Origin of the sequence: Arthrobacter zhaoguopingii (genome assembly GCF_009828595.1) — a bacterium.
Lineage (GTDB): Bacteria > Actinomycetota > Actinomycetes > Actinomycetales > Micrococcaceae > Arthrobacter_D > Arthrobacter_D zhaoguopingii.
Genome location: NZ_WPNY01000002.1, coordinates 190,809 through 216,790 on the forward strand (window position 1 = coordinate 190,809; position 25,982 = coordinate 216,790).

General features: G+C 68.0%; 32 protein-coding genes. 14 read left to right on the forward strand and 18 right to left on the reverse strand.

Annotated features, from left to right (window positions below):
• Positions 1–116 precede the first annotated feature (116 nt).
• Both GVV86_RS03300 and GVV86_RS03305 read right to left on the reverse strand, forming a co-directional pair.
• Entirely contained in the window at positions 117–338 is a 222-nt protein-coding gene (locus tag GVV86_RS03300) for a hypothetical protein (protein WP_246199628.1), read from the reverse strand.
• Positions 335–1,804, reverse strand: coding sequence for a glycosyltransferase family 2 protein (locus tag GVV86_RS03305; RefSeq protein ID WP_159801409.1), 1,470 nt, complete (start codon positions 1,802–1,804; stop codon positions 335–337). The genes GVV86_RS03300 and GVV86_RS03305 overlap by 4 nt, the downstream gene beginning before the upstream one ends.
• 498 nt (positions 1,805–2,302) lie before the next feature.
• On the opposite strand from GVV86_RS03305, the gene GVV86_RS03310 reads away from it, so the two are divergent.
• Positions 2,303–2,770 carry a hypothetical protein gene (locus GVV86_RS03310; protein WP_159801411.1) on the forward strand — a complete coding sequence of 156 codons (468 nt, stop codon included), beginning with the start codon at positions 2,303–2,305 and terminating at the stop codon, positions 2,768–2,770.
• 16 nt (positions 2,771–2,786) lie between these two features.
• Here GVV86_RS03310 and GVV86_RS03315 read toward each other — a convergent pair whose 3' ends face one another.
• The 7 genes from GVV86_RS03315 to GVV86_RS03345 all read right to left on the reverse strand — a co-directional run bounded on the left by GVV86_RS03315 (position 2,787) and on the right by GVV86_RS03345 (position 6,955).
• Positions 2,787–3,167 (reverse strand): VOC family protein, encoded by a 381-nt coding sequence (locus tag GVV86_RS03315; protein ID WP_159801413.1) that lies wholly within the window; start codon positions 3,165–3,167, stop codon positions 2,787–2,789.
• A gap of 240 nt (positions 3,168–3,407) precedes the next feature.
• Positions 3,408–3,644 (reverse strand): hypothetical protein, encoded by a 237-nt coding sequence (locus GVV86_RS03320; RefSeq protein ID WP_159616621.1) that lies wholly within the window; start codon positions 3,642–3,644, stop codon positions 3,408–3,410.
• A gap of 117 nt (positions 3,645–3,761) precedes the next feature.
• Complete coding sequence (locus GVV86_RS03325) at positions 3,762–4,601, reverse strand: sigma-70 family RNA polymerase sigma factor (RefSeq protein WP_159801415.1); 840 nt, start codon at positions 4,599–4,601, stop codon at positions 3,762–3,764.
• Positions 4,602–4,688: 87 nt separating this feature from the next.
• Complete coding sequence (locus GVV86_RS03330; RefSeq protein WP_159801417.1) at positions 4,689–5,450, reverse strand: ABC transporter permease; 762 nt, start codon at positions 5,448–5,450, stop codon at positions 4,689–4,691.
• On the reverse strand, positions 5,447–6,262 hold the full coding sequence (locus tag GVV86_RS03335; RefSeq protein ID WP_159801419.1) for an ABC transporter ATP-binding protein: 816 nt from the start codon (positions 6,260–6,262) through the stop codon (positions 5,447–5,449). The genes GVV86_RS03330 and GVV86_RS03335 overlap by 4 nt, the downstream gene beginning before the upstream one ends.
• Complete coding sequence (locus GVV86_RS03340) at positions 6,252–6,626, reverse strand: DUF1048 domain-containing protein (protein ID WP_159801635.1); 375 nt, start codon at positions 6,624–6,626, stop codon at positions 6,252–6,254. The genes GVV86_RS03335 and GVV86_RS03340 overlap by 11 nt, the downstream gene beginning before the upstream one ends.
• Complete coding sequence (locus GVV86_RS03345; protein WP_159616629.1) at positions 6,626–6,955, reverse strand: PadR family transcriptional regulator; 330 nt, start codon at positions 6,953–6,955, stop codon at positions 6,626–6,628. Before GVV86_RS03345 ends, GVV86_RS03340 begins: the two co-directional genes overlap by 1 nt.
• A 207-nt stretch (positions 6,956–7,162) precedes the next feature.
• On the opposite strand from GVV86_RS03345, the gene GVV86_RS03350 reads away from it, so the two are divergent.
• A complete protein-coding gene (locus GVV86_RS03350) occupies positions 7,163–7,564 on the forward strand; it encodes a VOC family protein (protein WP_159616631.1) in 402 nt (133 codons plus the stop codon).
• 46 nt (positions 7,565–7,610) lie between these two features.
• Here the strand turns inward: GVV86_RS03350 and GVV86_RS03355 are convergent, their stop codons facing one another.
• Positions 7,611–8,483 carry a pentapeptide repeat-containing protein gene (locus tag GVV86_RS03355; protein WP_201291338.1) on the reverse strand — a complete coding sequence of 291 codons (873 nt, stop codon included), beginning with the start codon at positions 8,481–8,483 and terminating at the stop codon, positions 7,611–7,613.
• 318 nt (positions 8,484–8,801) lie between these two features.
• Between GVV86_RS03355 and GVV86_RS03360 the strand changes: the two genes are divergently transcribed.
• The 3 genes from GVV86_RS03360 to GVV86_RS03370 all read left to right on the forward strand — a co-directional run bounded on the left by GVV86_RS03360 (position 8,802) and on the right by GVV86_RS03370 (position 10,893).
• Complete coding sequence (locus tag GVV86_RS03360) at positions 8,802–9,551, forward strand: class I SAM-dependent methyltransferase (RefSeq protein ID WP_159801421.1); 750 nt, start codon at positions 8,802–8,804, stop codon at positions 9,549–9,551.
• Between the two features lie 173 nt (positions 9,552–9,724).
• Positions 9,725–10,234 carry a TetR/AcrR family transcriptional regulator gene (locus GVV86_RS03365; RefSeq protein ID WP_159616635.1) on the forward strand — a complete coding sequence of 170 codons (510 nt, stop codon included), beginning with the start codon at positions 9,725–9,727 and terminating at the stop codon, positions 10,232–10,234.
• Positions 10,231–10,893: a GAP family protein gene (locus tag GVV86_RS03370; RefSeq protein ID WP_159801423.1), complete on the forward strand. Its 663-nt coding sequence runs from the start codon at positions 10,231–10,233 to the stop codon at positions 10,891–10,893. Before GVV86_RS03365 ends, GVV86_RS03370 begins: the two co-directional genes overlap by 4 nt.
• Positions 10,894–10,896: 3 nt before the next feature.
• Here the strand turns inward: GVV86_RS03370 and GVV86_RS03375 are convergent, their stop codons facing one another.
• Positions 10,897–12,630, reverse strand: a complete 1,734-nt coding sequence (locus tag GVV86_RS03375; RefSeq protein ID WP_159801425.1) for an ABC-F family ATP-binding cassette domain-containing protein — start codon at positions 12,628–12,630, stop codon at positions 10,897–10,899.
• 193 nt (positions 12,631–12,823) lie between these two features.
• Here GVV86_RS03375 and GVV86_RS03380 point away from each other — a divergent pair, with 193 nt between their 5' ends.
• Both GVV86_RS03380 and GVV86_RS03385 read left to right on the forward strand, forming a co-directional pair.
• Positions 12,824–13,489: an SDR family oxidoreductase gene (locus tag GVV86_RS03380; protein WP_159616641.1), complete on the forward strand. Its 666-nt coding sequence runs from the start codon at positions 12,824–12,826 to the stop codon at positions 13,487–13,489.
• Positions 13,490–13,530: 41 nt separating this feature from the next.
• Positions 13,531–13,734, forward strand: coding sequence for a hypothetical protein (locus GVV86_RS03385; protein WP_201291339.1), 204 nt, complete (start codon positions 13,531–13,533; stop codon positions 13,732–13,734).
• Positions 13,735–13,833: 99 nt separating this feature from the next.
• Here the strand turns inward: GVV86_RS03385 and GVV86_RS03390 are convergent, their stop codons facing one another.
• A complete protein-coding gene (locus tag GVV86_RS03390; protein WP_159801427.1) occupies positions 13,834–14,556 on the reverse strand; it encodes an AAA family ATPase in 723 nt (240 codons plus the stop codon).
• A gap of 199 nt (positions 14,557–14,755) precedes the next feature.
• On the opposite strand from GVV86_RS03390, the gene GVV86_RS03395 reads away from it, so the two are divergent.
• Positions 14,756–15,334 carry a GIY-YIG nuclease family protein gene (locus GVV86_RS03395; protein WP_246669860.1) on the forward strand — a complete coding sequence of 193 codons (579 nt, stop codon included), beginning with the start codon at positions 14,756–14,758 and terminating at the stop codon, positions 15,332–15,334.
• 210 nt (positions 15,335–15,544) lie between these two features.
• On the forward strand, positions 15,545–16,054 hold the full coding sequence (locus GVV86_RS03400; protein WP_246669861.1) for a GNAT family N-acetyltransferase: 510 nt from the start codon (positions 15,545–15,547) through the stop codon (positions 16,052–16,054).
• Between the two features lie 142 nt (positions 16,055–16,196).
• Here the strand turns inward: GVV86_RS03400 and GVV86_RS03405 are convergent, their stop codons facing one another.
• Positions 16,197–16,622, reverse strand: coding sequence for a MarR family winged helix-turn-helix transcriptional regulator (locus GVV86_RS03405; protein ID WP_159801428.1), 426 nt, complete (start codon positions 16,620–16,622; stop codon positions 16,197–16,199).
• Positions 16,623–16,719: 97 nt separating this feature from the next.
• Here GVV86_RS03405 and GVV86_RS03410 point away from each other — a divergent pair, with 97 nt between their 5' ends.
• Positions 16,720–17,283, forward strand: a complete 564-nt coding sequence (locus GVV86_RS03410) for an NADPH-dependent FMN reductase (RefSeq protein WP_201291340.1) — start codon at positions 16,720–16,722, stop codon at positions 17,281–17,283.
• 81 nt (positions 17,284–17,364) lie between these two features.
• On the opposite strand, the gene GVV86_RS03415 is transcribed toward GVV86_RS03410, so the two are convergent.
• Entirely contained in the window at positions 17,365–18,267 is a 903-nt protein-coding gene (locus GVV86_RS03415) for a universal stress protein (RefSeq protein WP_159801430.1), read from the reverse strand.
• 278 nt (positions 18,268–18,545) lie between these two features.
• Between GVV86_RS03415 and GVV86_RS03420 the strand changes: the two genes are divergently transcribed.
• The gene (locus GVV86_RS03420; RefSeq protein ID WP_159801431.1) at positions 18,546–18,998 is read left to right on the forward strand and encodes a pyridoxamine 5'-phosphate oxidase family protein; all 453 of its coding nucleotides are present in this window, start codon (positions 18,546–18,548) and stop codon (positions 18,996–18,998) included.
• A gap of 9 nt (positions 18,999–19,007) precedes the next feature.
• Here the strand turns inward: GVV86_RS03420 and GVV86_RS03425 are convergent, their stop codons facing one another.
• The 4 genes from GVV86_RS03425 to GVV86_RS03440 form a co-directional block, all read right to left on the reverse strand.
• Positions 19,008–19,880, reverse strand: coding sequence for a universal stress protein (locus GVV86_RS03425; protein WP_159801432.1), 873 nt, complete (start codon positions 19,878–19,880; stop codon positions 19,008–19,010).
• A 151-nt stretch (positions 19,881–20,031) separates the two neighbouring features.
• Positions 20,032–20,979, reverse strand: coding sequence for a carbohydrate ABC transporter permease (locus tag GVV86_RS03430; protein WP_201291341.1), 948 nt, complete (start codon positions 20,977–20,979; stop codon positions 20,032–20,034).
• Positions 20,976–21,938 (reverse strand): carbohydrate ABC transporter permease, encoded by a 963-nt coding sequence (locus tag GVV86_RS03435; RefSeq protein ID WP_159801433.1) that lies wholly within the window; start codon positions 21,936–21,938, stop codon positions 20,976–20,978. The genes GVV86_RS03430 and GVV86_RS03435 overlap by 4 nt, the downstream gene beginning before the upstream one ends.
• Positions 21,939–21,992: 54 nt before the next feature.
• Positions 21,993–23,381 (reverse strand): ABC transporter substrate-binding protein, encoded by a 1,389-nt coding sequence (locus GVV86_RS03440; protein ID WP_159616657.1) that lies wholly within the window; start codon positions 23,379–23,381, stop codon positions 21,993–21,995.
• A gap of 386 nt (positions 23,382–23,767) precedes the next feature.
• On the opposite strand from GVV86_RS03440, the gene GVV86_RS03445 reads away from it, so the two are divergent.
• Genes GVV86_RS03445 through GVV86_RS03455 form a run of 3 tightly spaced genes read left to right on the forward strand, consistent with a single transcriptional unit; the run spans position 23,768 to position 25,949 of the window.
• Positions 23,768–25,171, forward strand: coding sequence for a GntP family permease (locus tag GVV86_RS03445; RefSeq protein ID WP_159616659.1), 1,404 nt, complete (start codon positions 23,768–23,770; stop codon positions 25,169–25,171).
• Between the two features lie 39 nt (positions 25,172–25,210).
• Positions 25,211–25,636 (forward strand): DUF3054 domain-containing protein, encoded by a 426-nt coding sequence (locus tag GVV86_RS03450; RefSeq protein ID WP_159801434.1) that lies wholly within the window; start codon positions 25,211–25,213, stop codon positions 25,634–25,636.
• Positions 25,637–25,667: 31 nt separating this feature from the next.
• Complete coding sequence (locus tag GVV86_RS03455; protein WP_159616663.1) at positions 25,668–25,949, forward strand: Lrp/AsnC family transcriptional regulator; 282 nt, start codon at positions 25,668–25,670, stop codon at positions 25,947–25,949.
• Positions 25,950–25,982 lie beyond the last annotated feature (33 nt).

The window sequence follows — 25,982 nt, forward strand, 5'->3', positions numbered from 1 at the left end:
GCGGAATGCGCTGAACGACTGCAGCTATACCGGGTCGTCCCCTTAGCATTCCGCTCCTCATGGTGGGACGGCAAGGACGGGCATCGGGATGACCGCAGCAGCTGAGCCTAGTCCGGTCAGGAGGGCATGTCGGGGTGGATGCTGCGGGTTTCGCTGCGTTCCCCCCGTGAGCGCATCCACCCGGGTGCGTAGACCTTCGGCAGCACCTTCACGATGGCCAGTGCTGCGTACATAACGGTGTTGATGGCCACGAAGGTGGCCAAAACGGCGAACAGTTCGCTGTGCAGGATCGATTCGGGGAAGACAAGCCCGGTGGGCAGGTACGGGGCAGCAATCACAATGCCGCCTCCTGTCCGTCCAGGGCGCTGGTGTGGGGAACGTGCTTCCAGTCCGCGGCACGGCCAAGGGAGATATCGATGATGCCTTTCACGTAGACGACGTTGAGGAACATATCGAAGCAGAGTTCGGGCAGAAGAGTTGCGGCCAGCAGGCGGGCATGCCAGCCGCCCTTCCAGACGGTGCACACCCGTTCGACCATGAACAGGGCGCCAAGGCCCAGCCAGAACGGAAACCAGACCCACTCATCGAGGGAAAGCACCATCAGGAGTCCGAGCAGCAGGTAGGAGCCGAGCGCGATGACCCCGTACCCGATGCCGAGCTGCTGCACCCAGTACCGCAGGGTCTGCGGCGTTACACCGTAGGCGCCGATGTTTTCAAGGGCCCCGCGCTGCCACCGGAGCCGCTGGGCCCACAGCATGGACCAGCTGGGCATCAGTTCGGTGACAACAGTGCATTGGTGCGGGGAGATGATCAGCGCGCCCAGGGACTTCAGCGCGATCGTCAGCTCATTGTCCTCGGTGAGGGCCGCCGTATCGTAGACGTCCCCGTTGGTGCCGGGGATCGAGATTCCCCTTTGCTCGGCGACGGTTCTCAATGCGGCAGGACGGAAGAGCGACGCCGTCCCGGTCAGCACGAACACCCGTCCGCCTCGGCGCCGGATTTGCCGGCTGTAGCGGATGTACTCGTTGCGCTGGAACTGGCCCAGCAGTCCGTGTCCCTGCTCTCCGTAGAACAGGCCGCCGACCGCCATCAGCGCCCGGTCATCGGTGAAGCGCTGTACGGCCGCCGCAAGAAATCCGTCGTCGATCCGGGTATCGGCGTCCATGACCATGACCACGTCGTTGGGGCCCTGACCCGGGAGGATCCGGGTGAGCGCCTGATTCAGGGCTCCGGCCTTTTTCCGGCTGTTGTTGACCGACTCGAACACCTCGACCCCGGCGCGGCGCGCCAGTGCGACCGTGGCGTCGGTGCAGTTGTCCGCAACAACGATGATCCGCTCCGGGGGGTGCGACTGGGTCCGGAGCGAGGCGATGGTGGCCGGCAGCGAGGCCTCCTCGTTGTGCGCCGGGATCAGCACGGTGACAGTGACCGGGCCGGAATAGATACCCCTTGTCGCGGCCATCACGATGCGCGGCGCCAGCGGAGTGCTGACCGGATTGGCCGAACGACGCGACCGCGTCGCGATGCGCTGTTCAAGCAGCGCCACGCCGGCCGCCAGAAGCACCGCCAGGGCCATGGCGATGGCCAGTACGCGGACGGGGGGTGTGTCCGTGTTGTACAGCACGCGCCATAACCCCAGGATGACGCCGCTGGCCGGACCCTCCACCTGGGACGGCCCGCCGACGGCCACGGCCGCCCACAGGGCGGCTGCCGCTCCGGCCGCGAGCACGGCGATGATTAGGCCCACCGTCCGGTGGAAGCGTCCCCTCGCTGCCGGGCCCGAGGCGGTCCGGAGAGAGGACATCCTCTCCCCCGAGGGCGTGGAAGCGGAATCAGGAGCGGGCTGCCGGTGCGGGCGCGGCTCTGGGGTGCGGGGCGGGTGGGTTTTCGTCGTGTCCACGGATCGTCAGCCGGCAGCCGGCCGGTGACCACTACGGGCAGGATGAAGCGCCTGAGCATTCATGAGATTGAGACCTTTTCGCACGCGCTGCGGAGCGCAGCTTCTCGGATTGCCAGGTCCGCCCCACCCCAGCGGTGCGGCGGGTACTTCCTTCCCGGCCTGCTCACGGTACCGAAATGCATCCCATTCCGCCAGACAGCCACGGCAAAGCGGGCCGCGGCTCCCAGCCGACGAGCCGCTGGCCCTGCCGTCGGGTCCCTCCGCCGGGGCGCCGGGAGCGGTCCGGGATGGAGCCGGCCGGTCGCGGAGCTGCCCCCGAGGCGCCGGGCACAATTGTTGAACCGACCTGTCGTGCAAACCCGCTGTTCCCGCGTGCGGGTGCGCGCCCGAAAGGAACACGCCGTGACTCGCTGGCAACTCACCACACCGGAAACTGTCGAGCAGGCGGTCGCCGCGCTCGCCGAGGAGCGCAGGAAGCTGATCTCCGAAGGAGTGCCGGGAGACCTGCTCCTTACCGGCGGAAGCAGCTTGGCGGGCCTCCTCACCAAAGGGGATATCGACCTTCACCTCCAGGTGACGGCAGACGACTTCCCGGTGGCAATCTCCCGGCTTCCGTGCCTTTTCGCTGCTGCCCGGACAGAGATCTGGACCTCCTGGTTCGCCGTCTTTGAGAGGGCCTCGATCCCTCCGGTCGGTGTGGCTGTCACCGTTGTCGGTTCCGGACACGACGTGAGGTTCGTCCGGTCCTGGGAACGGATGGGACAGAGCGCCGCTGCGCGGGAGCAGTACAACCTCCTGAAGCGGACCAGCACGGACGTCGAAGCGGACAAGTCGCGGTTCTTCGACGACCTCACGGCCGCGGCGATGTAGTCACGCCGACGTGTTGTCATGACCAGGTGCGGGCCAGGGCGCTGAACGTCCCCTCGTCGCTGTGGACCGGAAGGACGCACAGCAGGTGGCCGCCGGGGGCACGGAGCGTATGGCACCCCTGCCAGCTCGAGACCTCCACGGCGCCCAGGGCGGTCAGCCGGGCCACCTCCGCCGGAACGTCATCCGTCTCGATGTCCACGTGGTAGCGGACGGAGTCCTCGACAGACTGCACCGCGACGACAAGGTTCGGCACGCAGTCCTTCAGGGTTCGAAACTGCGGTTCCCCGGAAGGACTCTGGGCCGGAACCCCGAGCGCACTCGACCAGAAGCTGGTGCTTGCATCGGCCTGGTCGGACGGGGCGTCGATCAGGATGGTGGACAGGCGGCTGCGGTGCATGGACTGGCTCCTCGTTCTTGGGCTGCGCGGTCCAACGCCTTCGAACACGCAACGACGTCCGTGCCGCTGATCGTTCGACCGCTTCCCGGGGGATCATCACGGTGACTTCCTCATCTTCGCGCGGGGTGGGCTACGGGCCAACCCCTGCAGGCGGTGGCGGGGAGCGGGCAGCTGCGGCGCGGAACGTCGGAACCGGCCGTTCTGGCCCTCCCCCGCGTTCCGCGCCTGCGCTGGGCGGTCTCAGCCTTCGGGAAGCGATGCGAAGGCCTTCTTGGTGTCGCGGTACCACCCCATCCCCTTGACCGGGTTCCTCCACCGCCCCTTCATCGCGTCGTGGGCCTCCTGATGGGTGGAGTCCCCGGATTTCACGGCCTCCCGGAGGTGCCGGTCCTGGGCCTGAATGACGTCGTCGGCGGTGTCTCCGCTCAGCGCCAAGTCGCAGGGGCCGCCTAGCTGTTTGCAGGTCATGGTTTTCATCGCGGGTTCCTTCTTCTGTCGGTTGGGTCTGGGACCGCATCGCGAGTCCTGTCTCTATGACGGATGCCGCGCCGCAAATGTGACCACCGGGCACCGGACGTTCGAGAAGCCTGCGGATCACCTGCGCGCCGCAGCCTCCCGCCGCGTCAGCGATGCCAGCACGTCCGGCTGCGCGCGGAAGGTGATCGCCTGGACAACCCCTTTTGCGACGATGAAGTCAAAGACCACGCGGGCCTGGCCGCGGTGGAACCAGGCCGCGCCGGGTCGGTCGCCGAAGAAGACCGGCAGGGCGGCCTTGGCCGCGCCGTCGAACATCGCGGCGACTTCATTCCGACCCTGAAGCCGGTGCGGAGTACCCGCAGCGATGGCCTCGGCGTCGGCGGTGACCAGGACGTCGGGTGCCAGGAGATGGACTAGGCGCGCGAAGTTGCCGCCCCTGGCGGCGGACAGGAAGGCATCGACCACTTCCCAGTCGGCCGGCGTCCCCTGCGGCGCCACCTCCGACACCTTCGACCGCGCCCGTGAGGCCAGCTTGCGGGCAGCCATCGATGAGACATCGAGGACGGACGCGATGGTGTGGAAGTCCACGCTGAAGGTGTCATGCAGCACGAACGCGACCCGCTCCGCAGGCGACAAGCGCTCGAGGACCACCTGCAGCGCGACTCCGACCGAATCGGCCAGCACCACCCGTTCGGCCGGGTCCGGTGCAAACTGTGCCTCGGGCAGCTGCATCGGTTCGGTGGGCTCGGGAACCTTGGCGCGGAGACGGTCCAGGCACAGCCGTGTCGTCACGACGGTGAGCCAGGCGGGCACGCTGGCGATTTCGGCCCCCGTGCCGTCGAACCGCAGCCAGGCCTGCTGAACGATGTCCTCGGCCTCGGCCCGATCATCGAGCAGACCGGCAGCGATGCGGACGAGCCGGGGGCGCTCCGCCTCGAACTGCTCACTCGGGTCCATGGAGTTCACCCTATTGCGGTTCACGGTGGAGGGAAACGACGAAAGGCAGCCGGTCAGCGCACCCGTATGGGGGTCGGTGCGGTGCGATCAGCTGACCCTGCGTCGGTAGATCACCGCCGAGCAGCCGTAGGCGGCAACGAGGATCCCCACGCACCAGCCGACGGCAGTCCAGATGTCATCGCCGACGGGCTGCTGGGCGAAGAGGCTCCGGATGGTGTTGACGATCGACGTGACCGGCTGATTCTCGGCGAACCAGCGCACCGGCCCGGGCATGGTCTCGGTGGGAACGAAGGCGGAGCTGATGAAAGGCAGGAAAATGAGCGGATACGAGAATGCGCTTGCGCCGTCCACCGACTTCGCCGAGAGACCGGCCACCACGGCGATCCAGGTCAGCGCCAGGGTGAAGGCGGTCAGGATGCCGGTGACCGCAAGCCACGAGGAGACACCGGCCCCGGTGCGGAAACCCATCAGCAGCGCAACCCCCACAACGACGACGAGCGAGACCGCGTTGGCCACCAGCGAGGTGAGCACGTGCGCCCACAGCACGGAGGACCGTGCGATGGGCATTGACTGGAACCGGTCGACGATGCCGCCCTTGAGGTCAAGGAACAACCGGTAGGCGGTGTAGGCGATTCCCGAGGCCACGGTAATCAGCAGGATGCCGGGCAGCAGGTAGTTCACGTAGGACACGGCGCCGGTGTCGATGGCGCCGCCGAAGACATACACGAACAAGAGCAGGAAGGCGATGGGCATGACAGCGGTGGTGATGATGGTGTCAGGGCTGCGCACGATGTGGCGCAGGGACCGCCCGGTCAGGACGGCGGTATCGCTGAAAGCGCGTATGGTCATCTTCTTTCCTTCCAGTCAGAGGCGGCGGCACCGTCCCGGGCAGCCTCGTGCCCGCCTCCCGCGGTGCCGATGATGGTCAGGAAAATCTCCTCGAGGCCCGGCTGCTTTTCGACGTACTCGACTGTGGCTGCGGGCATGAGCTGTTTCAGCTCAGCGAGGGTGCCGTTGGCGATGATGCGCCCCTCATGCAGGATGGCGATCCGGTCGGCGAGGTGTTCAGCCTCTTCCAGGTACTGGGTGGTGAGCAGGACAGTTGTGCCGCCCCGGGCGAGTTCCTTCACCGTCCTCCACACCTCCAGGCGCCCCTCGGGGTCGAGCCCCGTCGTTGGTTCGTCGAGGAACACCACCGGCGGATTGCCGATCAGGCTCATCGCGACGTCAAGACGCCGGCGCATGCCTCCGGAATAGGTCGAGACTCTGCGCCTCCCGGCGTCGGCGAGCGCGAACCGCGCAAGCAGCCCGTCGGCGATCCTGCCTGCGTTTTTGAGGTGCCGCAGTCTGGCGACGAGCACCACGTTCTCCCGACCGCTGAGAATCTCGTCAACGGCGGCAAACTGGCCGGTGAGGCTGATGACCTCCCGCACCCCGGCCGCCTGCGCGGTGACGTCGAAACCGTGAACGGTGGCCGTTCCCGAATCGGCCGTCAACAGAGTTGAAAGTATTCTCACCGCGGTGGTCTTGCCCGCGCCATTCGAGCCGAGAAGAGCGAAAACACTCCCCCGCGGTACGTCGAGGTCGACCCCCCTCAGCACGTGCACGTCCCCGAATGACTTCCGCAGACCGCGCACCCGGATGGCCGTCTCAACCGTCATTGCGGTCCTCCCGCTCCGCGTCGTCGATGGCCTTGGTCAGCCGCGCGCGTTCTCTGTCGATCCACTGCTTGCCGCTGTAGGCCTGGGCGAAGGTTTCGGCGAACTCGACCGGGTCCTCGCCTACGATGGCGCGCACCGCAGTGCCGTCCTCGGCGGCGCGTTCCCAGAGGTCGACGGAGTCGCCCATCATGGTCAGTAGAGTCTCGCCGTCCGTAGCGCCCCCGTAGTACATGAGGTACCGCTGCACGGCCTTCGCTACGGCGCCATACGGCTCGGGCAGGGCCTCGATGCGCGCCCTGTACTGCTTGTACTGCTTCTTCTGCCCGAGCGAGCCGGTGAGAGTCTCGATCCAGTTGGCCATGATCACTTCTTCCCTTCGCGGAGCTGTTCGAGACGTTCGGTGAGGAAGCTCCAGGTCCTCCAGAACTCGTTGAGATATTCCTGCCCCTGAGCGTTCAGTGAGTACACCTTGCGCGGAGGTCCCTTCTCCGAGGGGACTTTCTCCACATCGACAAGGTGCCGCTGTTCGATCCGCACCAGCAGCGCGTAAATGGTTCCTTCGGCAATATCGGTGAAGCCCTGGTCCCGCAGCCACCCCGTGATCTCGTACCCGTAGGCGGGCCGGGAGGAAAGCATCGCCAGCACTATCCCCTCGAGGACCCCCTTGAGCATCTCCGTGGCTTGCTTACCCATAGGGGCCTCACTTCGCTAATCATTGTTGCTAGGTACCGGTACATAGTAACACTGGGTAGCCGGGATGCAACGGCCGGGCGCAATGGCCTGCACGCAGGGGCCGAGTGGCGCAGCGGATCCTCCGGATCAACCACAACGGACTTCCCGCAGGGGTTGGAGTGATTCCGCACAGGTACCGTTGCCGCGGCGGATTTGTAGACTGTGCCCATGACGGCCCCGCAGATCTACCTCAGCTTCCCCGGCACCGCCCGTGAAGCGCTTGGCTTCTACGCCGACGTTTTCGGCGGCACGCTCTCCCTACACACCTTCGAGGACTTTGGCCGGACCGACGGACCTGCGGACGCGATAGCGCACGGAGTGCTCAGCGGCGTGGTCGATCTGGCCGGATCCGATGCGGCAGCGGGAGAGAAGAGTGTCCGGTTCGAAGGCGTCATGCTCTCCTTGCTCGGCACGGCTGAACCAGACACGCTCCACGGATGGTTCGACCGGCTCGCTGTCGACGGCGAGGTCGTCGACCCGCTTTCGCCGAAGCCGTGGGGCGCCTCCGATGGTCAGGTCATCGACCGTCACGGAGTCCACTGGCTGATCGGGTACGAACCCGGGCAGTGATTGGAATGGGCCGGGCCGTAGCGGGCCCGGGGCCTGTCGATCTCCATCAGCTGACCCCCCAGTGGTCGGGCACCTTCAGGTCCGCCGGGAGGCGGGTGGACCGGCTGCCTCCCGCTGCGTCCAGTTGGGACTGGGTGAGGTACAGGGCCCGGGAGAGATCCGCGCCGTCGAGGTGGGCGTCGCGGAGATCGGCCCCAAGCAGGTCGACGCCGGAGAGGTCGTTGAACCGCAGGTCCGCCCCGATCAGGTACGCACCGCGAAGGTCCGCCCCGCACAGCCGCCTCGACCTGAGATTCCTGCCGATCAGGTCCGCGCCCGGCACCAGCGCGGCATCGAGATGCTCGCGGCCGGCTGCAGAGTAGGACATCCGCACTTCCTCGCTGATCTCTATGAGGAGCGCCCTGACGCTGACGTGCACTTCCTCAACATTCAATCCCAGGAGCCGATGCACCCCGCCGCCCATGGCCGCCTCGATTGTCGTCCTCAGCCGGCCCGCCCGATGCCGGGCCTCCGGGTCGAAGGTCCGGCCCTGAGCCTCTTCCAGGTACCAAAGCATCTCGTGAAGCTGCCGCGCGGTCTTGAACGCGGCGCACATGTCCTTCCCCGACTCCGGGTCCGCGGCCCAGCTGATTCCTCCGAACAGTCCTTGGGAGACGTGCTGGCCCGCCCCGAAACAGTCGAAGACGGTGCAGCCGCGGAACCCACGCGGCCGGAGGACCTCATGGATGGTGCAGGAGAAGTCGGACGCGAGGTTCCGGCATGGGATTCCGGCCGGTTTGTCGACGGCGAAGTCCACGGACCGCGAGAAACCAAGGGCGGTACAACAGAGGGCGAAGCAGTTCGTGCAATCCGGACGCAGGGAGCGCCGGTCAAGGGCAGGTGGGGTGTCCGTGGTGGAGGACATTGGTGCTGGGCGCATGAGATTCTCCAGGGGTGACGTCGGTGAGGGGCTGGAGGCTCGGGGAACTCGCTGCGGAGCTCCCTTCCAGGACGCACGTAATCACCGCCCCTCCAGGGAGCGACGGGCAATCGCTTGAACTCTGGCTCACAGAGGAAATTGGAGTATCACTGCCGACAAAATACACCGACGAAACGGCGGACGCCACGGGCAATTCCGCCGGACACCCGCCCGGCCGGGCGGCTTTGATGTGCGGCTCGAGGTCCCGTTGCACCATGCGACGCCGGCTGATGCGTCCACCCAAAGAGGCATAAAACTAGGGAGATGAAGGCGGAATCCATGGTTGATCCGATGCACTTTGACCGGCGGGCGGCGGTGTACGAGAGGTTCCGCCCGCCCTATCCGGATGAACTGTGGGAGCGGCTGCGCGACCTTGGCCTGCTGCTGCCGGGCAGGCGCGCGGTCGAACTGGGCGCCGGCTCCGGGCAGGCGACGGCGGCCCTGGTCGAGGCCGGCCTCAGCGTGACGGCCGTTGAACCCGGTCCTCACCTCGCCGGGAGGCTGCGGGCACGCCTGCCGCAGGTCACCGTGCTGGCCGGCACGGCCGAAGAAGCCGAGCTGCCGGAGGCCGGCTTCGATCTGGCCGTGGCGGCCACCTCGGTGCACTGGCTCGATCTCGGAATAGTTCTGCCGAAGCTCCACCGCGCCCTGGTGCCCGGCGGTAGTTTCGCCGTGTGGCGCACCGCCTTTGGTGATCCGGCCGTCAGGACGCGCTTCCGCGAGCGGACCGGGCAGATTGTCGGGCGACGGCGCGGCGCGCCGGCGAGACCCGGCCCCGATGAACTCGATACCGCTGGATGGGTGAGGGAGCTCACCGCGGGCGGACTGTTCGCCGAAGTCTCAACGGATACCTTCCGGTGGAGCATCCTGCTTGGCGCCGATGAGGTCCACGGCCTCTTCAGCACCTTCAGCAACTGGAGCGCGGCGGAGGTCGAGGAGGCCACCCGGGCCGTGCAGGACCTCGGCGGGTACGTCACCGAGCACTACGTCACGCCGTTGATTGTGGTGGAACGCGCATCCCTCCCGTAGCGCTTGTCTCCGTCTGGTTCCGGCTCGGGCGCTCGTGGTCACCCTGGTGCTTACCTGGGTTCTCGCCGGGCGGGGAGCCGTCACAATCTTCACCGCGGTGCTTAGGGATCCGCAGTTCCGGGGGTTCTCCAAAAAGACCGACTGGTCGGTCGGTTCTGTGCTAGAGTTCCTGCATGAGCAACCGGGAACGCATCCTCCAGACCGCACGGAGGCTTGCCATCGAGGCCGGTTCCGTCCCGTCCCTCGACGCCGTCGCCGCAGCATCGGGAGTCTCCAAGGGCGGACTCATGCACCACTTCCGCTCAAGGGCCGCGCTCCTCGACGGCATCGCCGCGCACGCCATCGAGGCGATGGACGAGGCGCTGGCCGCTGCGGCCGAGCGCGGGAACGTCACCGAGACATGGCTGCGCCTGTCCATGTCGCGCGAGGACGCCGACCTGTACCGGGCCCTGCTGGTGTCCTTCACCGACTCCGGCTCGACGACCGAGGCCCTGCTCAGGCGCTCGGCGGAGGCGACCCAGCGGTGGGAACGCCTGATCACCGAGGAGGTGGGCGACCCCGTGGCGGCGGCCGCCATCCGGCTCCTGGGAGACGGCATGGTCATGAACTCGGTGACCGGCGACCGGCTGCCGCCGCTGGAATCGGTGCTCGAGTGGTTGAAGCCAAGGACCGGCCGGAAGTGAGCGGGGGGCTGCTCGCCGCCATCGCCGGGCTCGCGATCGCGGACTCCTTCAATCCCGTCACGATCGTGGCGATCACCCTGATCCTTCTGACAGTGCGAACGCGGCCGCTGGCCTCGGCCATCACCTTCGTCCTGGGCGCCGTGAGCACCGTTGCCGTGCTGGGAGCCGCGGTCTTCCTCGGCGCCGATGCGGCTGCGGGAATGGTGGGAGACGGCCTCATCTGGCTGCGGCGGATTGTGTTCCTCATCGCCGCGGCCGCCCTCTTCACAGCCGGCATTCGACGGTTCAAGGACCGCCCGCGGAAGGGCGTCAATCTGCCGTCATGGTTCGGCGTAGGGACTGCCTTCCCCCTCGGGGTGCTGATGACCGGTGCTGACCTTCCCAACGCCTTTCCCTACTTCATCGCCATAGAGCGCCTGATCGACGCCGACACCGGGCTGGCCACGGGCCTGCTGGTGCTCGCGGGATACTCGATCGTGTACTGCATTCCCTGCCTGATCCTCCTGGCGCTCGGCATGGCACACGGCGGACAGGTCCGGGCCCGCCTTCAGTCCGTCTACGACCGTTTCTCCACGGGCACCCTCAAGCGGTCCATTCCCGCGGCCCTTGCGCTCCTCCTCCTCGCCGCCGGAGTCCTCGCCATCGCGCTGTGGCCATGAGCATCACCGCACCCCGGCGAGGCTGAGCCGGTTCCCCTTCCAGGTGCGGCGCAGCCACCGGTCGTGGGAGGCGACGACGACGGCGCCCGGATAGTCCGGGATCGCCGCTTCCAGCTGGGTGGCGAGGAAAAGTGAGAGATGGTTGGTGGGCTCATCGAGCAGCAGCAGGTCGGGCGGGTCAGCAAGCAGCACGGCCAGAGCGAGCCGGCGCTGCTGACCGACGCTGAGCGCGGCAACGGGCCGGTTTTCGTCCCGCGGTGCAATCAGGCCGAAGCTCCGGAGGGGAACCTGTTCGGCGCGCGCCTCCCCCACGAGGTCCTGGTAGGCCCGCCGCGTGGTACGTCCGGACCCGCGCCCGCGGGGGTCCGGCAGGTCGACATCCTGGGCCAGGAGGCCGGCCCGGAGGGTGGGTGCCGCCGTCACTGTTCCGGCATCAGGGAGAAGCGCTCCGGCGAGCAGGAGCAGCAGCGTGGATTTGCCCGATCCGTTGGGTCCCGTGATCAGCACCTTCTCCCCCGCGCTGAGGGTCAACGAGGTGGCGCCGAGGCGGCCGGCGACGGCCGCCTCGGCAACGGTGAGGACCGGCCCGGTGCCCTGTCGGCAGGGCCCGGACCTGCCTGCGGTGAGTCCCTGGAAGCGAAGTTCCCGGGGCGGCTTGCGGATCTGCCGCTCCTCAAGGACCTCGAGGCGGGCCCGCGCGTCGTTGACCCGCCGGGAAACCGTCTTGGCGTTCCGGTCGGAATAGAACTTGGCCGAGCTGCGGGCCTCGGACCGCGGTGACCAGTCCTCGTGGCCCACGACGTAGTTGGACGGAGCCGCGGCTCGCAGCCGCGCGAGCTGTGCCTGTTCGTCGCGGTACTGCCGGGCCCACCGTTCCCGGGCATCGAGGCGGGCGTGAAGATACTCGGTGTACGTGCCCGTGAACCGCACCACGCCGATGGCCGCTCCATCGCCGTCGCCGACCAGGGGTCCGGCCACGGCGTGGGGCAGCGGCGCAGGATCAAGGTCGAGGAGCGACGTCACCACATCGTCAAGGAACGCCCGGTCGTGGCTGGCGATCAGTACCGGTCCCGGCCACGACACCACGAGATTGCGCAGGTAGCCGGCGGCGTCGTCGTCAAGGTGGTTTGTCGGCTCGTCCAGCAGGAGCACGTCGGGCCTGCTCAGCAGCAGCCAGGCCAGGGACAGCCGCGAGCGCTGTCCCCCGGAGAGCTGCCCAGTGTCCCGGTCGGGCGGCAGGCCCGCGAGGCCAAGACCGGCCACCATGGCTGCGATGCGGGCATCGAGATCCCAGGCGCCGATCCGCTCCGCGGCCTCCAGAGCCGCCGCATAGTCGCTGGCTGCTGCCTCATCATCTGGGCGCCGTGCAAGAGCCACCCCTGCGGCGGTGACCGCGTCGGCGGCCGTGCGAACGGGAGCCACGGCGGATTCCAGCGCTTCGGCGACCGATGCTGTCGGCCCGAAGGGAGGCTCCTGGTGCAGCAGCCCAATGCGGGGCCGATCGACACCGGGAAGCGTCACCGACACCGTTCCCCGATCGGGCGCCAGGAGGCCGGCGAGGATGCGCAGCAGGGTGGTCTTGCCCGATCCGTTGTCCCCGATGACACCGGTCCGGCCCGCCGGAACCGTAAAGGACACGTCGGTGAGCACGCGTCGGGAACCGAAAGAGATTGAGATGCCCTCAGCCCAGAGATGCGCAGCGGCGCGGGCGGGACGGGAAAAAGAAGAAGTGCTCATGGGGATCCTCGACGTCGATCGACCTCCCGCCGGGCAGCGGCCGCGGACGCAGGAGAAGAACGAGGATCACAGGAACATGGACCAACTATAGGCACACGGGGATCGCCGGGCGCAAGGGCGGCGTCGGCGGCGTCACCTGGGTTCTGCCATGGTTCCGCCGGGGCCGGCCTGGAGGTGGACTACGGTAGAAAGCATGCCTCTTGCCCTCGTCACCGGAGCCGCCCGCAGCAACAGCATTGCCGCAGGGATCGTGCCCCGGCTGGAATCCGACGGGTGGGAGGTCGCCACCAGCGACCTGGACTCCACGGACTACCCCTGCGATCTGTCCCGACCGACCGGCCCCGATGAACTCTTCGCCGCCGTCACGCGGGACCGCGGGCCGGTCAGCGCGCTGATCCTGAGCCACGCCCACGATGTGGAGACCGGGATCCTCGACACCACCGCGGAGAGCTTCGATCGTCACACCGCCGTCAATGCCCGCGCCAGCCTGCTGCTGATCGCTGCCTTCGCCCGGCAGGCACCACCCACCGGTGGGGCCATCATCGCGTTCACCAGCGACCACACCACCGGAAACCTGCCCTACGGCGCCTCCAAGGGAGCCCTGGACCGCATCGTCATCTCCGCGGCCCGCGAGTTCGGCCCGCGCGGCATCTCCGCCAATGTCGTCAGCCCGGGCCCGATCGACACCGGCTGGATGAACGAGGACCTTCGCAATACCCTGACCCCTCGGCACCCGCTGGGCCGGCTCGGCACGCCCGCGGACATCGCAGGCGTCGTCTCGTTCCTCGTTTCCCCGGAGGGGCGCTGGATTACCGGGCAGCTTCTGTTCGCCGACGGCGGTTTCTCGGCCCGCTTCTGACCGGGCCGGACGTCAACGAGTTCCTGGCCAGGTGCGCGCCGATGCATGTGGAGGGAACCCACACCGATTCCAGCGACTGGGATCTCGGGTTGTACTGCCGCGGCCGCTTCGACCCTGAGGACCTGCGCAACGTCGGATGGCCGGGCGAGGTGTCGGAAATCGGAGGGTGGGACGGTGGCGTCTTCAATGGAGGCGCCTGGCTGACCACCGAGCAAAGGCGGGTCGCCAGCCACCTCTTCGGCTAGCCGCCCGGACCACCTAACCCAGGCTCTGATCCGCCCGTAGCGGATCCGTGACCGGTTCTCATCGGGCACCGTCTCGGGCCGACGGCGTGACGACCACCTTCAGAGGTGCCGCAGATACCGCTGCGGAGCGGTGAGGAACTGCTGCCAGTTGATCACCAGGTCCAGCTCGTCCCACTCCCGGCGGCGATAGCCCCACGGCCCCAGTTCCAAGATCTGCGCCCCCGGCAGCGCGGCGAGCAGCGGTGAGTGGGTGGACAGGACCACCTGAGACCTGCCCGTGGCGACCTTGTCCTTGAGCATGCCCAACAACGCCAGGCATCCCGAGAACGACAGCGCCGATTCCGGTTCGTCCAGAATCCATAGTCCGGGCCCCTTGAAACGGTCCCCGACAAGCTGCAGGAAGGATTCCCCGTGGGACATCTCGTGAAAGGCTAAGTCGGGCCGGTACATGCTTGGGTTTGCCTCAAGGTAGCTGTAAAAACCATGCATGGTCTCGGCGCGCAGGAAGTATCCGCGCCGAGCAGCACCTGCATTGCGAATCAGCTGTAGATGCTCGGCGAGCGCAGATTCAGATGCGCGCGTGCTGTGCCGGGCACCGGTTGAGCCTCCCTCGGCGGAGAGCCCGTACGCCAGGGCGAGCGCTTCAATGATCGTGGACTTGCCTGAGCCGTTCTCCCCCACCAACACGGTGGCCGGTGCAAGGTTCAGCCCGTCGTCGAGCAACTGGCGGACCGGGGCGAGAGTTGCCGGCCAGGCGCCTCGATCCAACCTGTTCAGCTCATGCTCACTCACCGCGCGGAGCGGGTACTGCTTGAGTTCCATGCGCCAGTGTGACATAACCAGGGCCGCTGCGGACCCGGCGCAGGACTCCCCGCCTGTCACTGACAATCGGGAAGACCACGATGCCGGACCCGGACTCGCCACCGGATTCCCCGCCGTCGAGTCGTGGCTCTGACCGTCAACCCGGCGCGCAGCCCGCGCGCCTTGCGCCCGGGCGGTTAAGGGCGGCAGAATCGAACGTATGTACGACTCCGCGCGGGGCGACCGCCAATGCGTGCTGCCCAACGGCGACGGACGCCCCTGCGGCCGGCCTGCAGCCGATTCCCCGTTTCCGCTCTGCCCGGCGCATGTGGCCGCCGTTCTGGAGTGGGCGGATACCGAACTGGGGCGCACCGACATTATGCCCGGGCCGTGTCTGGCCTGCGGGGCGCGGATCGGCGTGACGTATCCCTCCGGCTGGGTGTGCGCGGCCTGTGAATGGCGCGTCGGGGACGTTCCCGACGGGGACCTGCCTCCCCCGCGGGTCGACGTCGTCTACTACATCCGCTTCCAGAACCGGATCAAGATCGGCACGACCGCAAACCCCCGCCAACGGCTCGCACGGCTCTGGCATGACGAAGTGCTGGCATTCGAACAGGGAGACCGACTCGTCGAACACCGGCGCCACGAGCAGTTCGCGCACTGCCGGCTGAACCGCTCCGAATGGTTCGAGCCGGCGCCGGTGCTCGAGGAACACATCCGCTCGCTCGCGGCGGGCGTTGACGATCCCTGGGCACGCTACGCCCGATGGGTGGGACAAGTGGCCGCCCTGCGGGGGTGAGTCCGCAGGAGCGGAGATCAACGAAGTCCTGCTGCGCTTCCTGGCCGGCTAGCTGGGACCGCTGATACGGGGCGCCGACCCGAAGGCCGGCGCCCGTGCACGCCTCCACTCCCCCGGGATCCCTGCGGTCCTGCCGGGGCTTCCCGCGAAGCCGCCGCGCCGGGTCGCGGAGTACCCCGACCGGTCGGCAGTTCCCCCTATGCTCCTCGTATGTCCAAGGGAATCGAGGTCCGTGCTGCGCGCGTCGAGGACGTCCAGGCGATGGCGCAGGTTCATGTTGAGTCGTGGCAGGAGACCTACCGCGGCCTCGTGCCCGATGCGGTGCTCGATGATCCTGGTTTCACCGCAGCCCGGGAACGCCAGTGGCTGAACGCGCTCACCAACCCGCGGTGGACAACCCACCGCATCGCCGTCGCCGAGCACGACGGGCCGCTCATCGGCCTCGCGATGGCGGGGCCCTCGGAGGACGATCCGGGTCTTATGCACCTCTACGTCCTGTACCTCCTCGCGGAACACCACGGCTCCGGGACAGGCGCGGAGCTGCTGCGCGCCGTGATCGAACCGGACAAAGTGACGACGCTGTGGGTCGCCGAACGGAACCCGCGGGCCCAGGTGTTCTACCGAAAGCACGGCTTCGAACTCGACGGTGGCAGCAAGATCGAGGGAGAGGTCCTCGATCTGCGCATGGTCCGGCACCCCGGCCCGCTCTGCCGCACCTGAAGCTCAGCCTCCGAGCCGCCCTGCCGGGAAACGGCCCGGCGCCATCGACTCCACCAGCGAGAGGGACGCGCCCTCGAAGCACACAGCATCGACGGCGATAATCGCAACCGCATAGTCCGCCGGCCGGTGGTAGATGGCCGGCCTACCCGCCGGCGCGTTCCAGCTTCTCCAGAAGCATCTTCAACGTCTCCTGCTCGGCTTCGTCCAGCCCCTCGGCAACCGGAGAATTGTCCATGAGCCGGGTCCACAGGCTGCGGTGGAGCGCCCGGCCGTCGTCGGTAAGGGACAGCACCTTGACCCGACGGTCCCCCGGTGACGGGAGCCGTTCCAGCAGGCCACGGGCTTCCAACCGATCCGAGACGCCCGTCATGTTGGAGGCATCGCACGAGAGCCGGACGGCGAGTTCACCCATGGGCGCGGGCCCGGCGGTCAGTTCGCGCAGCACCTGGGCCTGTGTCGGGGTGAGGTCGAACTCGTCGGCCCGCCGGGCATAGTGCTGCCGCATGCGCTCCCCCAGGCGGATCACGAGTTTGACGAGTTCGAAGGTCGATTCCTGGCGCGTTGGCATGAAGGCACGGTACTTGTTGCAGCAGATAGTTGACAACTTCAACAGTGGTGAGAAACTAGGACTATCCGACGTCGCATCGACCCTAGGGAGGACTCAAGTGACACACGTGCAGATCATCCTCGGTTCCACCCGGGAGGGCAGGGTGGGCGAGAAAGTGGCCCGGTGGTTCATGGACCGCGCCCGGACCCGGACCGACTTCACGACGGAGTTCCTTGACCTCGCCGACTGGCCGCTGCCGTTCTTCAACGCGCCGGTACCTCCCGCCTTCGGGCCCTCCCCGGACCCCGCGGCGCGGGCGTGGGGCACAAAGATCGCCCAGGCCGACGGGTACATCCTGGTGACTCCGGAGTACAACCACGGTTACCCCGCCGTGCTGAAGAACGCCCTGGACCACCTGTACCGCGAGTGGAACGGCAAGCCGGTGGGCTTCGTCGGGTACGGAGGCCCGGGCGGCGGCATCCGTGCGGTCGAGCAGCTGCGGCAGGTCGTCGTCGAACTGGGCATGGTGCCACTCCGCGAGCAGGTTATCCTGGCCAAGGCCCATGCGGCGTTTGACGAGGCCGGCGGACTGTTGGACCGAAGGGGCCCGGACCGCCAGGCGTCGGCCGTGCTTGACGAGATTGCCCGGGCCACCACCCGCCTGGGCCTGCAGCCGGCCTGAGCCCCGCATCAGCACCGCCTACGGCAGGGGAATCAACCGGGGGCTCTGCTCAAGGCCGTCGAACTCCGGCAGGCGGAATTCCTACTGCTGTGCCTCGCCCTCATCGCCCGGTGCATCCGTGGCCGGAGCCGCGGTGCTCCGCCAGATGACGACGTTCCCGTTCGAGTGGTGAAGCACCGCGTGGACGGTCGAACCGAGGCGCGTGCCGAGACCACCGACGCCCTTGGCACCCATGACCAGGCAGAAGGCATCACCGGTCAGCTTGAGCAGGCTTCCGGGCACCGAGCGGCTCGCCAGCGGTACCTCTTTGATGGTCAGTTCGGGCTCCGTTGCGTGAGCCAGATCAACGGCCCGACGCAGAATCGACTCGTCCTGCTGCGGTACCTGCTGGGTACGCCGGCGCAGCAGCGAGGCCGGAAGGTCCTGCCCCACGTGCACGACCTCCAGCACCGCACCCTGCTGCGAGGCGATGCGGCAGGCCAGGACCAGGGCCCCCAGGCTTTCACCGGAACCGTCCACGGCGGCAACGACGGAAGCGCCCTCCGCCGCGGTCTGGCGGATCACCGCCACGGGGCAGTGGGCTCCGGCGGCCAGGTGCAGGCTGACCGAGCCCACCAGCTGGCCCAGGAAGCCGCCGAGCCCGCGGCTGCCGGAGACCACCATGGAGGCGTTGCGGGATAGGGTCGTCATGACGGCGGCGGGATATCCGGTCACGAGGCGGGTTTCGACCGCCAGACCGGGGGCTGCCTCCACCGCGATCTGCCGGCCTTCCTCAAGCGCGGTCTCCGCGGCATGGCGCAGACCGCTGCCTTCCACGCCCCGGACAGGGCCGAGGTTGTGGGTGAACAGCGGCCAGATCCAGCAGTGCACCACTGTCAACGGCAGCGAGCTGCGCTGGGCGTACCGCGCGGCCCATCGGACGGCCGTGTCGGCCTCATCGGATCCGTCGTAGCCCACAAGGACCGGGAGCGCGGAGCCGTTCATGCCGCCACCGCCGCGGCGGGCCCCGGCCGGCCCACCCGAGGACATCCAGAGCGGACCTTCCCGCCTGCCTTCCCTTCCATGGTTCCTCCTGCACCCTGGTCGCCGCGTCAAGCATCGGACCCTTCAAGCATCGAGTGCCCGCCCCTTCATGCAAAGGGACTTTGGTCCTGTGCGTCGGTGCCCGCCCGTCCGGACCTCGCGGTCCGCGGCGTGGTCCCGCCGTCGAACGAGGGAAATTTGCCCTGTCCAACCCGCGGCCGGGCTCCTAGGCTGACCGTATGGAACCCGCAGCCGAACAGACCGAAGTTCTTTCAGCCGACGAGTGCTGGCGCCTCCTACGCACCGCCTCGGTGGCACGGCTGGCCCTGTGCGTCGAGGGCCGGCCCGAGATCTTCCCTGTCAACATCCAGGTCGATCACGGCACGGTGGTCTTTCGGACCTCCGAGGGAACCAAGGCGCGTGCGGCCATTGACGAGGCACCCATCGCGGTTGAAGCCGACGGGCTCGACGACGGCGGAAGGAAGGCCTGGAGTGTGGTCATCAAGGGCATAGCGGCCACCATCTCGACAACCAAGGAACTGCTTGACACCATCGACCTGCCCGTCCATCCCTGGGAGTCGGGGCGGAAGGACCGGTTCGTGCGGGTCACTCCGGAGGGCGTCACCGGGCGCAGGTTCACCGTCGCCGAGGCACCCCAGGCCGCCTCGCGCGCAGCCGCGCGGGACGAGTAGCGCGGCAGGTCAGGCACGGTCCGGCACCGCCGGACGGGTGACGAGCGTCGGACAGCTGAGGTTCAGCAGGACCCTGTGGCTCACCGAGCCGAGCATCATGCGCCGAAGCCCGCCCCGGCCAAGGCTTCCCACCACCAGCAGTTGGGCGGTGGCTGCGGCGCGCAGGAGCGCTTCCGCCGCCGGTTCCCCCGTCTCCAAATGGACCCGCACGCGCACCCCCGGGAATGCCGCTTCGACCGCGGCGGCGGCGCGGTCGAGGAGCCTCCGATGCTCTTCCACGAGGGCTTCGAAGGCTTCTCCAGCGGGCCGCTCCGCCCAGGTCTCGGATGACGGCACTGCACAGGAGGTAAGGATCAGCAGGTCCTGGCCGGTCCGGGCGGCCTCCCGGGCAGCCGAGGCGACCGCCTGCACAGCTTCTGGGGACCCGTCGGTGCCCACCACCACGCCGGACCGTTCAGCCCCGTCGGGGACGGGTACGACGGCCACCGGGCAAAAACTCATGACGGCGACCTGCTGGCTCACCGCACCGATCAACTGGCCGGAGGCCGGGTCGCTCTTGTCGGAGCCGAGCACCACCATCTCCGCCGCCTCCGAAAAGTGGCTGAGGGCGCGGACCACGTCCCCGCTGTGGGTGTGCGTCCGCACCAGGAGCCCGGGGGCGACCGCCGCGCACAGGCGCACGCCGTCTTCAAGGAGTTCGCGCGCCGCAGCGATCACCGCGCCGTAGCTCCCGGACTGAGGTGTCATCCAGTACTCATGGACCGCATGGACCAGCGTCACCGGACGGCCCAGGGACCCGGCGCGGCGTGCGGCCCATTCCACCGCGGCCCGGCCGGCCGGAGACCCGTCGAAGCCGACCACGAGCGGGAGCACCTCACCCATGGATCGGCATCCCAACCGCCCCGCCCGCAGGTCCGTGTCCCGATGCCGGCAGATCCGCGCCGTGCCCCGGCATTCCCGTTCGTGGACTCCCCAGCGCCGTCATCGTGGTTCCCATCTCTTCCTCACCCTTCGGCATCCCCTCCGCTGCGGATCAGCCCTTTTCGGCACCGGCGGTGAGTCCGCCGGTCAGCAGCCGCTCGGTCGAGAAGAACAGGATGAGGATCGGCAGGGTCAGGACGACCGAGCCGGCCATCAGCACCGTCGTGGGAATCTCGGCGCTGCCCGAGAGCTGTGAAAGGCCCAGGGAGACGGTCCAGCTTTCACGCCGTTCGACCAGGAACAGCAGCGCGAAGAGGAATTCATTCCAGGCGATCATGAAGATGAACAGCCCGGTGGCCATGATCGAGGGCATGACCAGGGGCAGGCTGATCCGCCGCAGCACCCCGATCCGGGTGAGCCCGTCGACGAGCCCTGCCTCCTCCACGGCGACGGGCACGGTGTCGAGGTAGTTGCGCAGCATATAGATCGCCACGGGCACCGTCTGCGCGATGTACACAAGGATCAGGCCCACCAGCGAGCCGCGCAGTCCCACCCGGGTGAAGAGTACAAAGAGCGGGATCGCCATGACGATGGCGGGGAACAGGTACGCGGCGAGGAAGAGCGCGTTCACCTGGCGGTGGCCGAAGAACGGCAGGCGGGCGATTGCGTAGGCCCCGGGGACGGCGACGATCAGGGAGATGATGACGGCGCTGACCGCAACCAGGGCGCTGTTGGCGATGAACCGCCCGAAGCCCTGGCCGCCGGCTGCGGTCGACGTTAGCACCTGCTGGTAGGAGGACAGGGTGAACTCCGCCGGCGGAATGATGAGCGAGCTGGGGTTGCGCAGCAGTGCCTCGATCGGCCGAAGGGAGAGCAGCACCATGTAGTAGAACGGCAGCAGCGTGACGATGAGGAGGCCGATAATGGCCACCCACCGCAGGATGCGCAGGCTGCGCCGTTCGATCCCGTGCCGGCGGGACCCGCGGATCCGCTGAGGCTCCGGCGGCCTCGGCGCGGGCGCCGTACTTGTCTGCGTTCCGGGTGTGGCGGGTGCGCTCACAGCCGTTCTCCCCTCCTGTGCATCATGAACAGATAGACGGCCAGCATCAGGACCAGCACGACCGCGAGGACCAGCGACTGTGCCGCAGCGGCACCGACGTTGCGCTGGACAGTGAGGAACTCGTACACCCGGACGCTGGCGACCCCGGTTCCGGCCGCTCCGCCGGTCAGCAGGAAAATGTCGTCGAACTCGTTGAACGTCCAGATGGTCCGCAGCACCGCTAGCAGCGCGATGACCGGCATCAGCTGGGGCAGGATGATGTAGCGGAAGGTCTGCAGGGGGCTTGCCCCGTCCACGAGCGCTGCCTCCTCCGACTCCGCGGACAGTGCCTCAAGCCGGGCCATGAGGAACAGGAAGGCGAAGGGAAAGTACCGCCAGCCCTCGAAGGCGATGGCGGTCAGCAGCGCGGTGGGGATCGGAAACTGCGCTCCGAGGAACTCCACCGTGCGTTGCGCTTCGGAAAGGAACGGGATGGGGTCGGCCCACCCGAAGGTGGACTGGCCCACCTCGTTGACGATGCCGAACTGCGGATTGAGCATGGTGCGCCACACGAAAGTCACGGCCACCACCGGGGCCACGTACGGCAGCAGGAACGCCGCACGCACGAAGTTCCGTCCCCGGAACGGCCGGCGCACGGCCATCGCCGCCAGCAGCCCGATGCCGATGGACAGCAGGACCGACCCTGCCGTGTAAACGAGTGTGGTGCCGAGGCTCACCCAGAGCCCGCCGGAGGCGAAGACCCGCTCGAAATTCGCCAGGGTTAACGACCGGAACGGGTTGGCGGTGCCGATCTCCAGCAATCTGAGCTGCTGGAACGCAATCAGGACCGACCACAGCAGCGGCACGACGACCACCGCGAGCACGATGATCAGGGTCGGCGACATCAGGGCGATACCGGTGCGGGCGTCGCGCTGGGACAGGGTGCGTCGTCGGGGCGGCCTGAGCGGAAGTGCGGACATAGCGCTCCTTACAGCGGGCGGATACCGGACGGCGTCCGCGCAGGTGGTGGCATGCTACTGGCCCAGGTCGGCCTTGAGACCCTCGGCCTCCTCCTGGGCCTGTGCGGCGGCGTCCGCGCCGCTGCTGCCCGCACTGATCATCTGGGCCACGATCTGAGGGGCGATGAACTGCCCGCCCACGGCCGCGGCCAGGGCTCCCTGGCCCTGGGGAATGCCCCAGCGATTGAAGGTGTCGGTGCTCTCCGTCAGGGCCTGCAGGGTTTCGGCAGGATAAATGTCGGAGAGCAGCGCCCGGGTATCGACCCCCGCCTCGAGGGACTGCCAGGCGTCCACGTACTCGGTGGGAGCGTCGGCGGTTCCAAGGCGCACCGGCAGCTTGCCCTCCGGGGCCACCCCGAGCCAGTCCTCGTAGCCCTCGCTCATCATGAACGTCACCAGGTCCGTGGCACCGTCCGAGGCGTCGTTGAGGATGTTCCAGGAGACAACCTCACCGTACCCGGCGGGTTCTTCCCCGTCCGGGCCCTGGATCGCACTGACGATCCCGGTGTTCTCGGCGAGGAACCGGGGGTTGTCCCCGCACTCGGGGCAGGTCGGCAGGGCATCGTTGCGCAGGCCCGCCAGCTCATCGAGCATGAAGGAGGACCACACGGTCATCGCCGCCTCGCCGGCGAAATAGCTGGCACGGGTGGTGTCCGCGTCCTGGTTGCCCGGAACGGAGTAGTCGCGGATGAGGTTCCCGTAGAAGCTGAACGCGTCCTCGCACTGGCTGCTGTCCAGGGTGACCTCGCCCTCGGAATCGACCAGCTCGCACCCGTTGGCCAGGGCGATCTGCTCGAAGGTCTGCTGAGTGAACGAGTCGGCGGGAGCCGTTGCGGCCACAATCCCGGCCATGCCCTCGGCGTCGAGCGCCTTGGCTGCGGCTTCGATGGCTTCGTAGCTGTCGGGCGCGTCCAGGCCCTCCTCCTCGAAGAGGTCCGTGCGGTAGTACAACAGCTGCGCGAACGCGTCGCTGGGCACCGCGAGCTGCTCGCCCTCCGCGGACGTCAGCTCGAGCGCGCGGGCCGAGAAGGTGTCGCTTCCCAGCTCCTCGACGACGTCGGCTGCCGCACCGGTGTCCAGCAGTCCGTCGGTATACAGCTGGTTCATTCCATTCAGGGACAGGGCGCCGATCACGTCGGGAAGCTCCCCTGCCGCTGCGGACGACGAAAGCACCGACGACAGCTGGTCCTCGGCGATCGCGACGAGCTCGACTTCAGTGCCGGTGCTTTCCGTGAAGCGGTCCATGATCGCCTGCTGGGTCGCCACCCGCTCGGCGACGTCCTCCGTCGTCCACACGGTCAGGGCGCCGTCGTCCTCCGAGGTTTCCCCGGAGCCTGTGCAGCCGGTGACGGCCAGCAGGGCCGTCATGAGCACCGACCCGGCGGTCAGTCGTCGATTGAGCATCGTGCCTCCTTCGGTCGAGGTCAGCGCGGGAGGTGAGGCCCGGCCGGTGCTCGACAGGGCCGTCGTCGTTGACGGATCCACTGACCGTGGAGCACTGGGATCATTGAACACCTGCACCCTCACTTCATCAATACATTCGCAGTCTCTATCCGCTTTTCCGTGCCGTGGGCTATCGGGTGCCCCCACCGGAATTCCCCGATCCGGGCCGATGAACCGGCCCGCTTCCTTCGGCCTGCGCGCAGGCTTGAGCGGACACCGGTCCTGCGCCCGGGACAGCGGCTGCCCGAAAGGTAGGATCAACCAACGCGCAGGCTGCCGGGCCGGTCCGGCCTCCGGCGCCACGCCCTGCCCGGTACAACCAGCCCCAGGTGATTGGAAGGAAATTCATGGAAATCGAAGGATGGACCCAAACACTCGGCGCAGGTCCGCTGCTGCTCATCGCGGCCGCAGCCATCGCCGTCCTGCTGTTCCTCATCATCAAGCTGCGCCTCCACGCACTGCTCGCACTGATCCTGGTCAGCCTTGCAACCGCTTTCGCCACGGGCATCCCGGCGGACCAGGTGGTGCCGGTCCTCATCAACGGCTTCGGCACAACGCTGGGCACGGTCGCGCTGCTCGTCGGCCTGGGCGCAATGCTGGGGCGGATCGTCGAGACAAGCGGCGGCGCCAAAGCGCTCGCCGACTCTCTCATCGGAAAATTCGGCGAGCACCGGGCCCCCTTCGCACTCGGTCTGGCATCCCTGATTTTCGGCTTCCCGATCTTTTTCGACGCCGGCCTCGTGGTGATGCTGCCGGTCGTCTTCGCCGTCGCCCACCGCCTTGGCGGCGGCGTGCTGCGCTATGGCCTCCCTGCGGCCGGCGCGTTCTCGGTGATGCACATCTTCCTGCCGCCCCACCCGGGACCGGTCGCCGCATCGACATTCTTCGAAGCGAACGTCGGCCTCGTCGTCATCGCCGGACTCATCACCGCAATTCCCACCTGGTTCGTCGCCGCCTACCTGTTCGGGCTGCGAACGGGCCGCAAGCTTGTCCTTCCCGTTCCGGCTCTGCTGGGGCAGGCCGACGCGGAGGCCGAAACCCACCCGCCGCGCTTCCGCACGGTTGTCGGCGTGCTCCTGCTGCCGCTGGTACTCATCTTCCTCAACACCGGACTGAACACCGCGGCCGCAAGCGGCCTGCTGCCCGCCTCAGCGGCGGAGGCATCCTGGTACCAGGTCCTCCGCGCGCTGGGCGAGACTCCCGTGGCGCTGCTGATCTCGGTCCTCGTCGCCATGTTCGTCCTCGGCCGGCGCCGGGGCACCACCGGGAGCACCCTCGAGAAACTCCTCGAATCCTCCTTGGGGCCGGTCTGCTCCGTCATCCTCATCACCGGCGCGGGCGGAATGTTCGGCGGTGTGCTCCGCACCTCCGGCATCGGCGCGGCCCTCGCCGACGTGCTCGGCGGGGTGGGCATCCCGCTCATTCTCGCCGGCTTCATGATCTCGGCCATCCTGCGCATCGCCCAGGGATCCGCGACGGTCGCCCTCACCACCACCGCCGGGCTCATCGCACCCGCTGTCGCCGACGCGGGGTTCAACGGCCTCCAGGTGGCCGCACTCGTGATCGCTGTCGCCGCCGGATCGGTGGTCGTCTCCCACGTCAACGACTCGGGGTTCTGGCTCGTCGGCCGCTTCTTCGGCATGGACGTCAAGACCACCCTGGCCACGTGGACCGTCATGGAGACCCTGATCGGCGTAATGGGCTTCGTCATCGCCGCAGCCATCTTCATGCTGGCGGGATTGGCCGGATAGCGGACCACGCCGGACCCGAGGAGGCCTTAAAGTTGTCCTATGGCATCCCCGCACACGGCATCCGGACCCGCACACGGGCTCTGGCCCTGGCTGGCGGTCGACGTCGCCGCGCTCATCCTCTTCGCGGTCTCCGGCCGCAGCACTCACGAGCACGGCCTGAGTGCTGCGGGAATTGCGGCAACGGCGGCGCCCTTTGTCGTCGCCTGCGTCGCGGGATGGGTGGTCCTGCGCGCCTGGCGGACGCCGCTGCGCCTGTGGCCGACGGGTGTCGGAATCTGGATCACCACCGTGGCAGGCGGCCTGCTGCTGCGGTTCCTCACCGGGGGCGGTGTTGCCCTGAGCTTCCAGGTGGTCACCCTCGCGGTGCTGGGACTGCTGCTGCTTTTGCCGCGGGTGCTTGCGGCCGCCGCCTTGCGGGGTCGCAGGCGTGCCCTCAGCGGCCGCGGAAACCAGGCGGTACGGTGAGGAAGTACCCATTTCAGTGGAAAGGCCGACCATGATCACCGCTTTTGTCCTCATCCAGACGGATTCCGCGCGCATCCCCGAGTGCGCGCAGGAAATTTCCGAAATCGAAGGCATCAGCGAGGTGTATTCGGTGACCGGCGAATGGGACCTCATCGCAATGGCCAGGGTGTCCCGCCACGAGGACCTCGCCGACGTGATCGCCGACCGCCTCTCGAAGGTCAGGGGAGTGGAGTCAACGACGACCCAGATCGCCTTTCGGTCCTACTCCAGGCACGACCTGGACGCCGCCTTCTCCCTCGGCTTCGACAGCTGACAACGGCCCGGGCGCGCCATCGCGCGCGTCAAT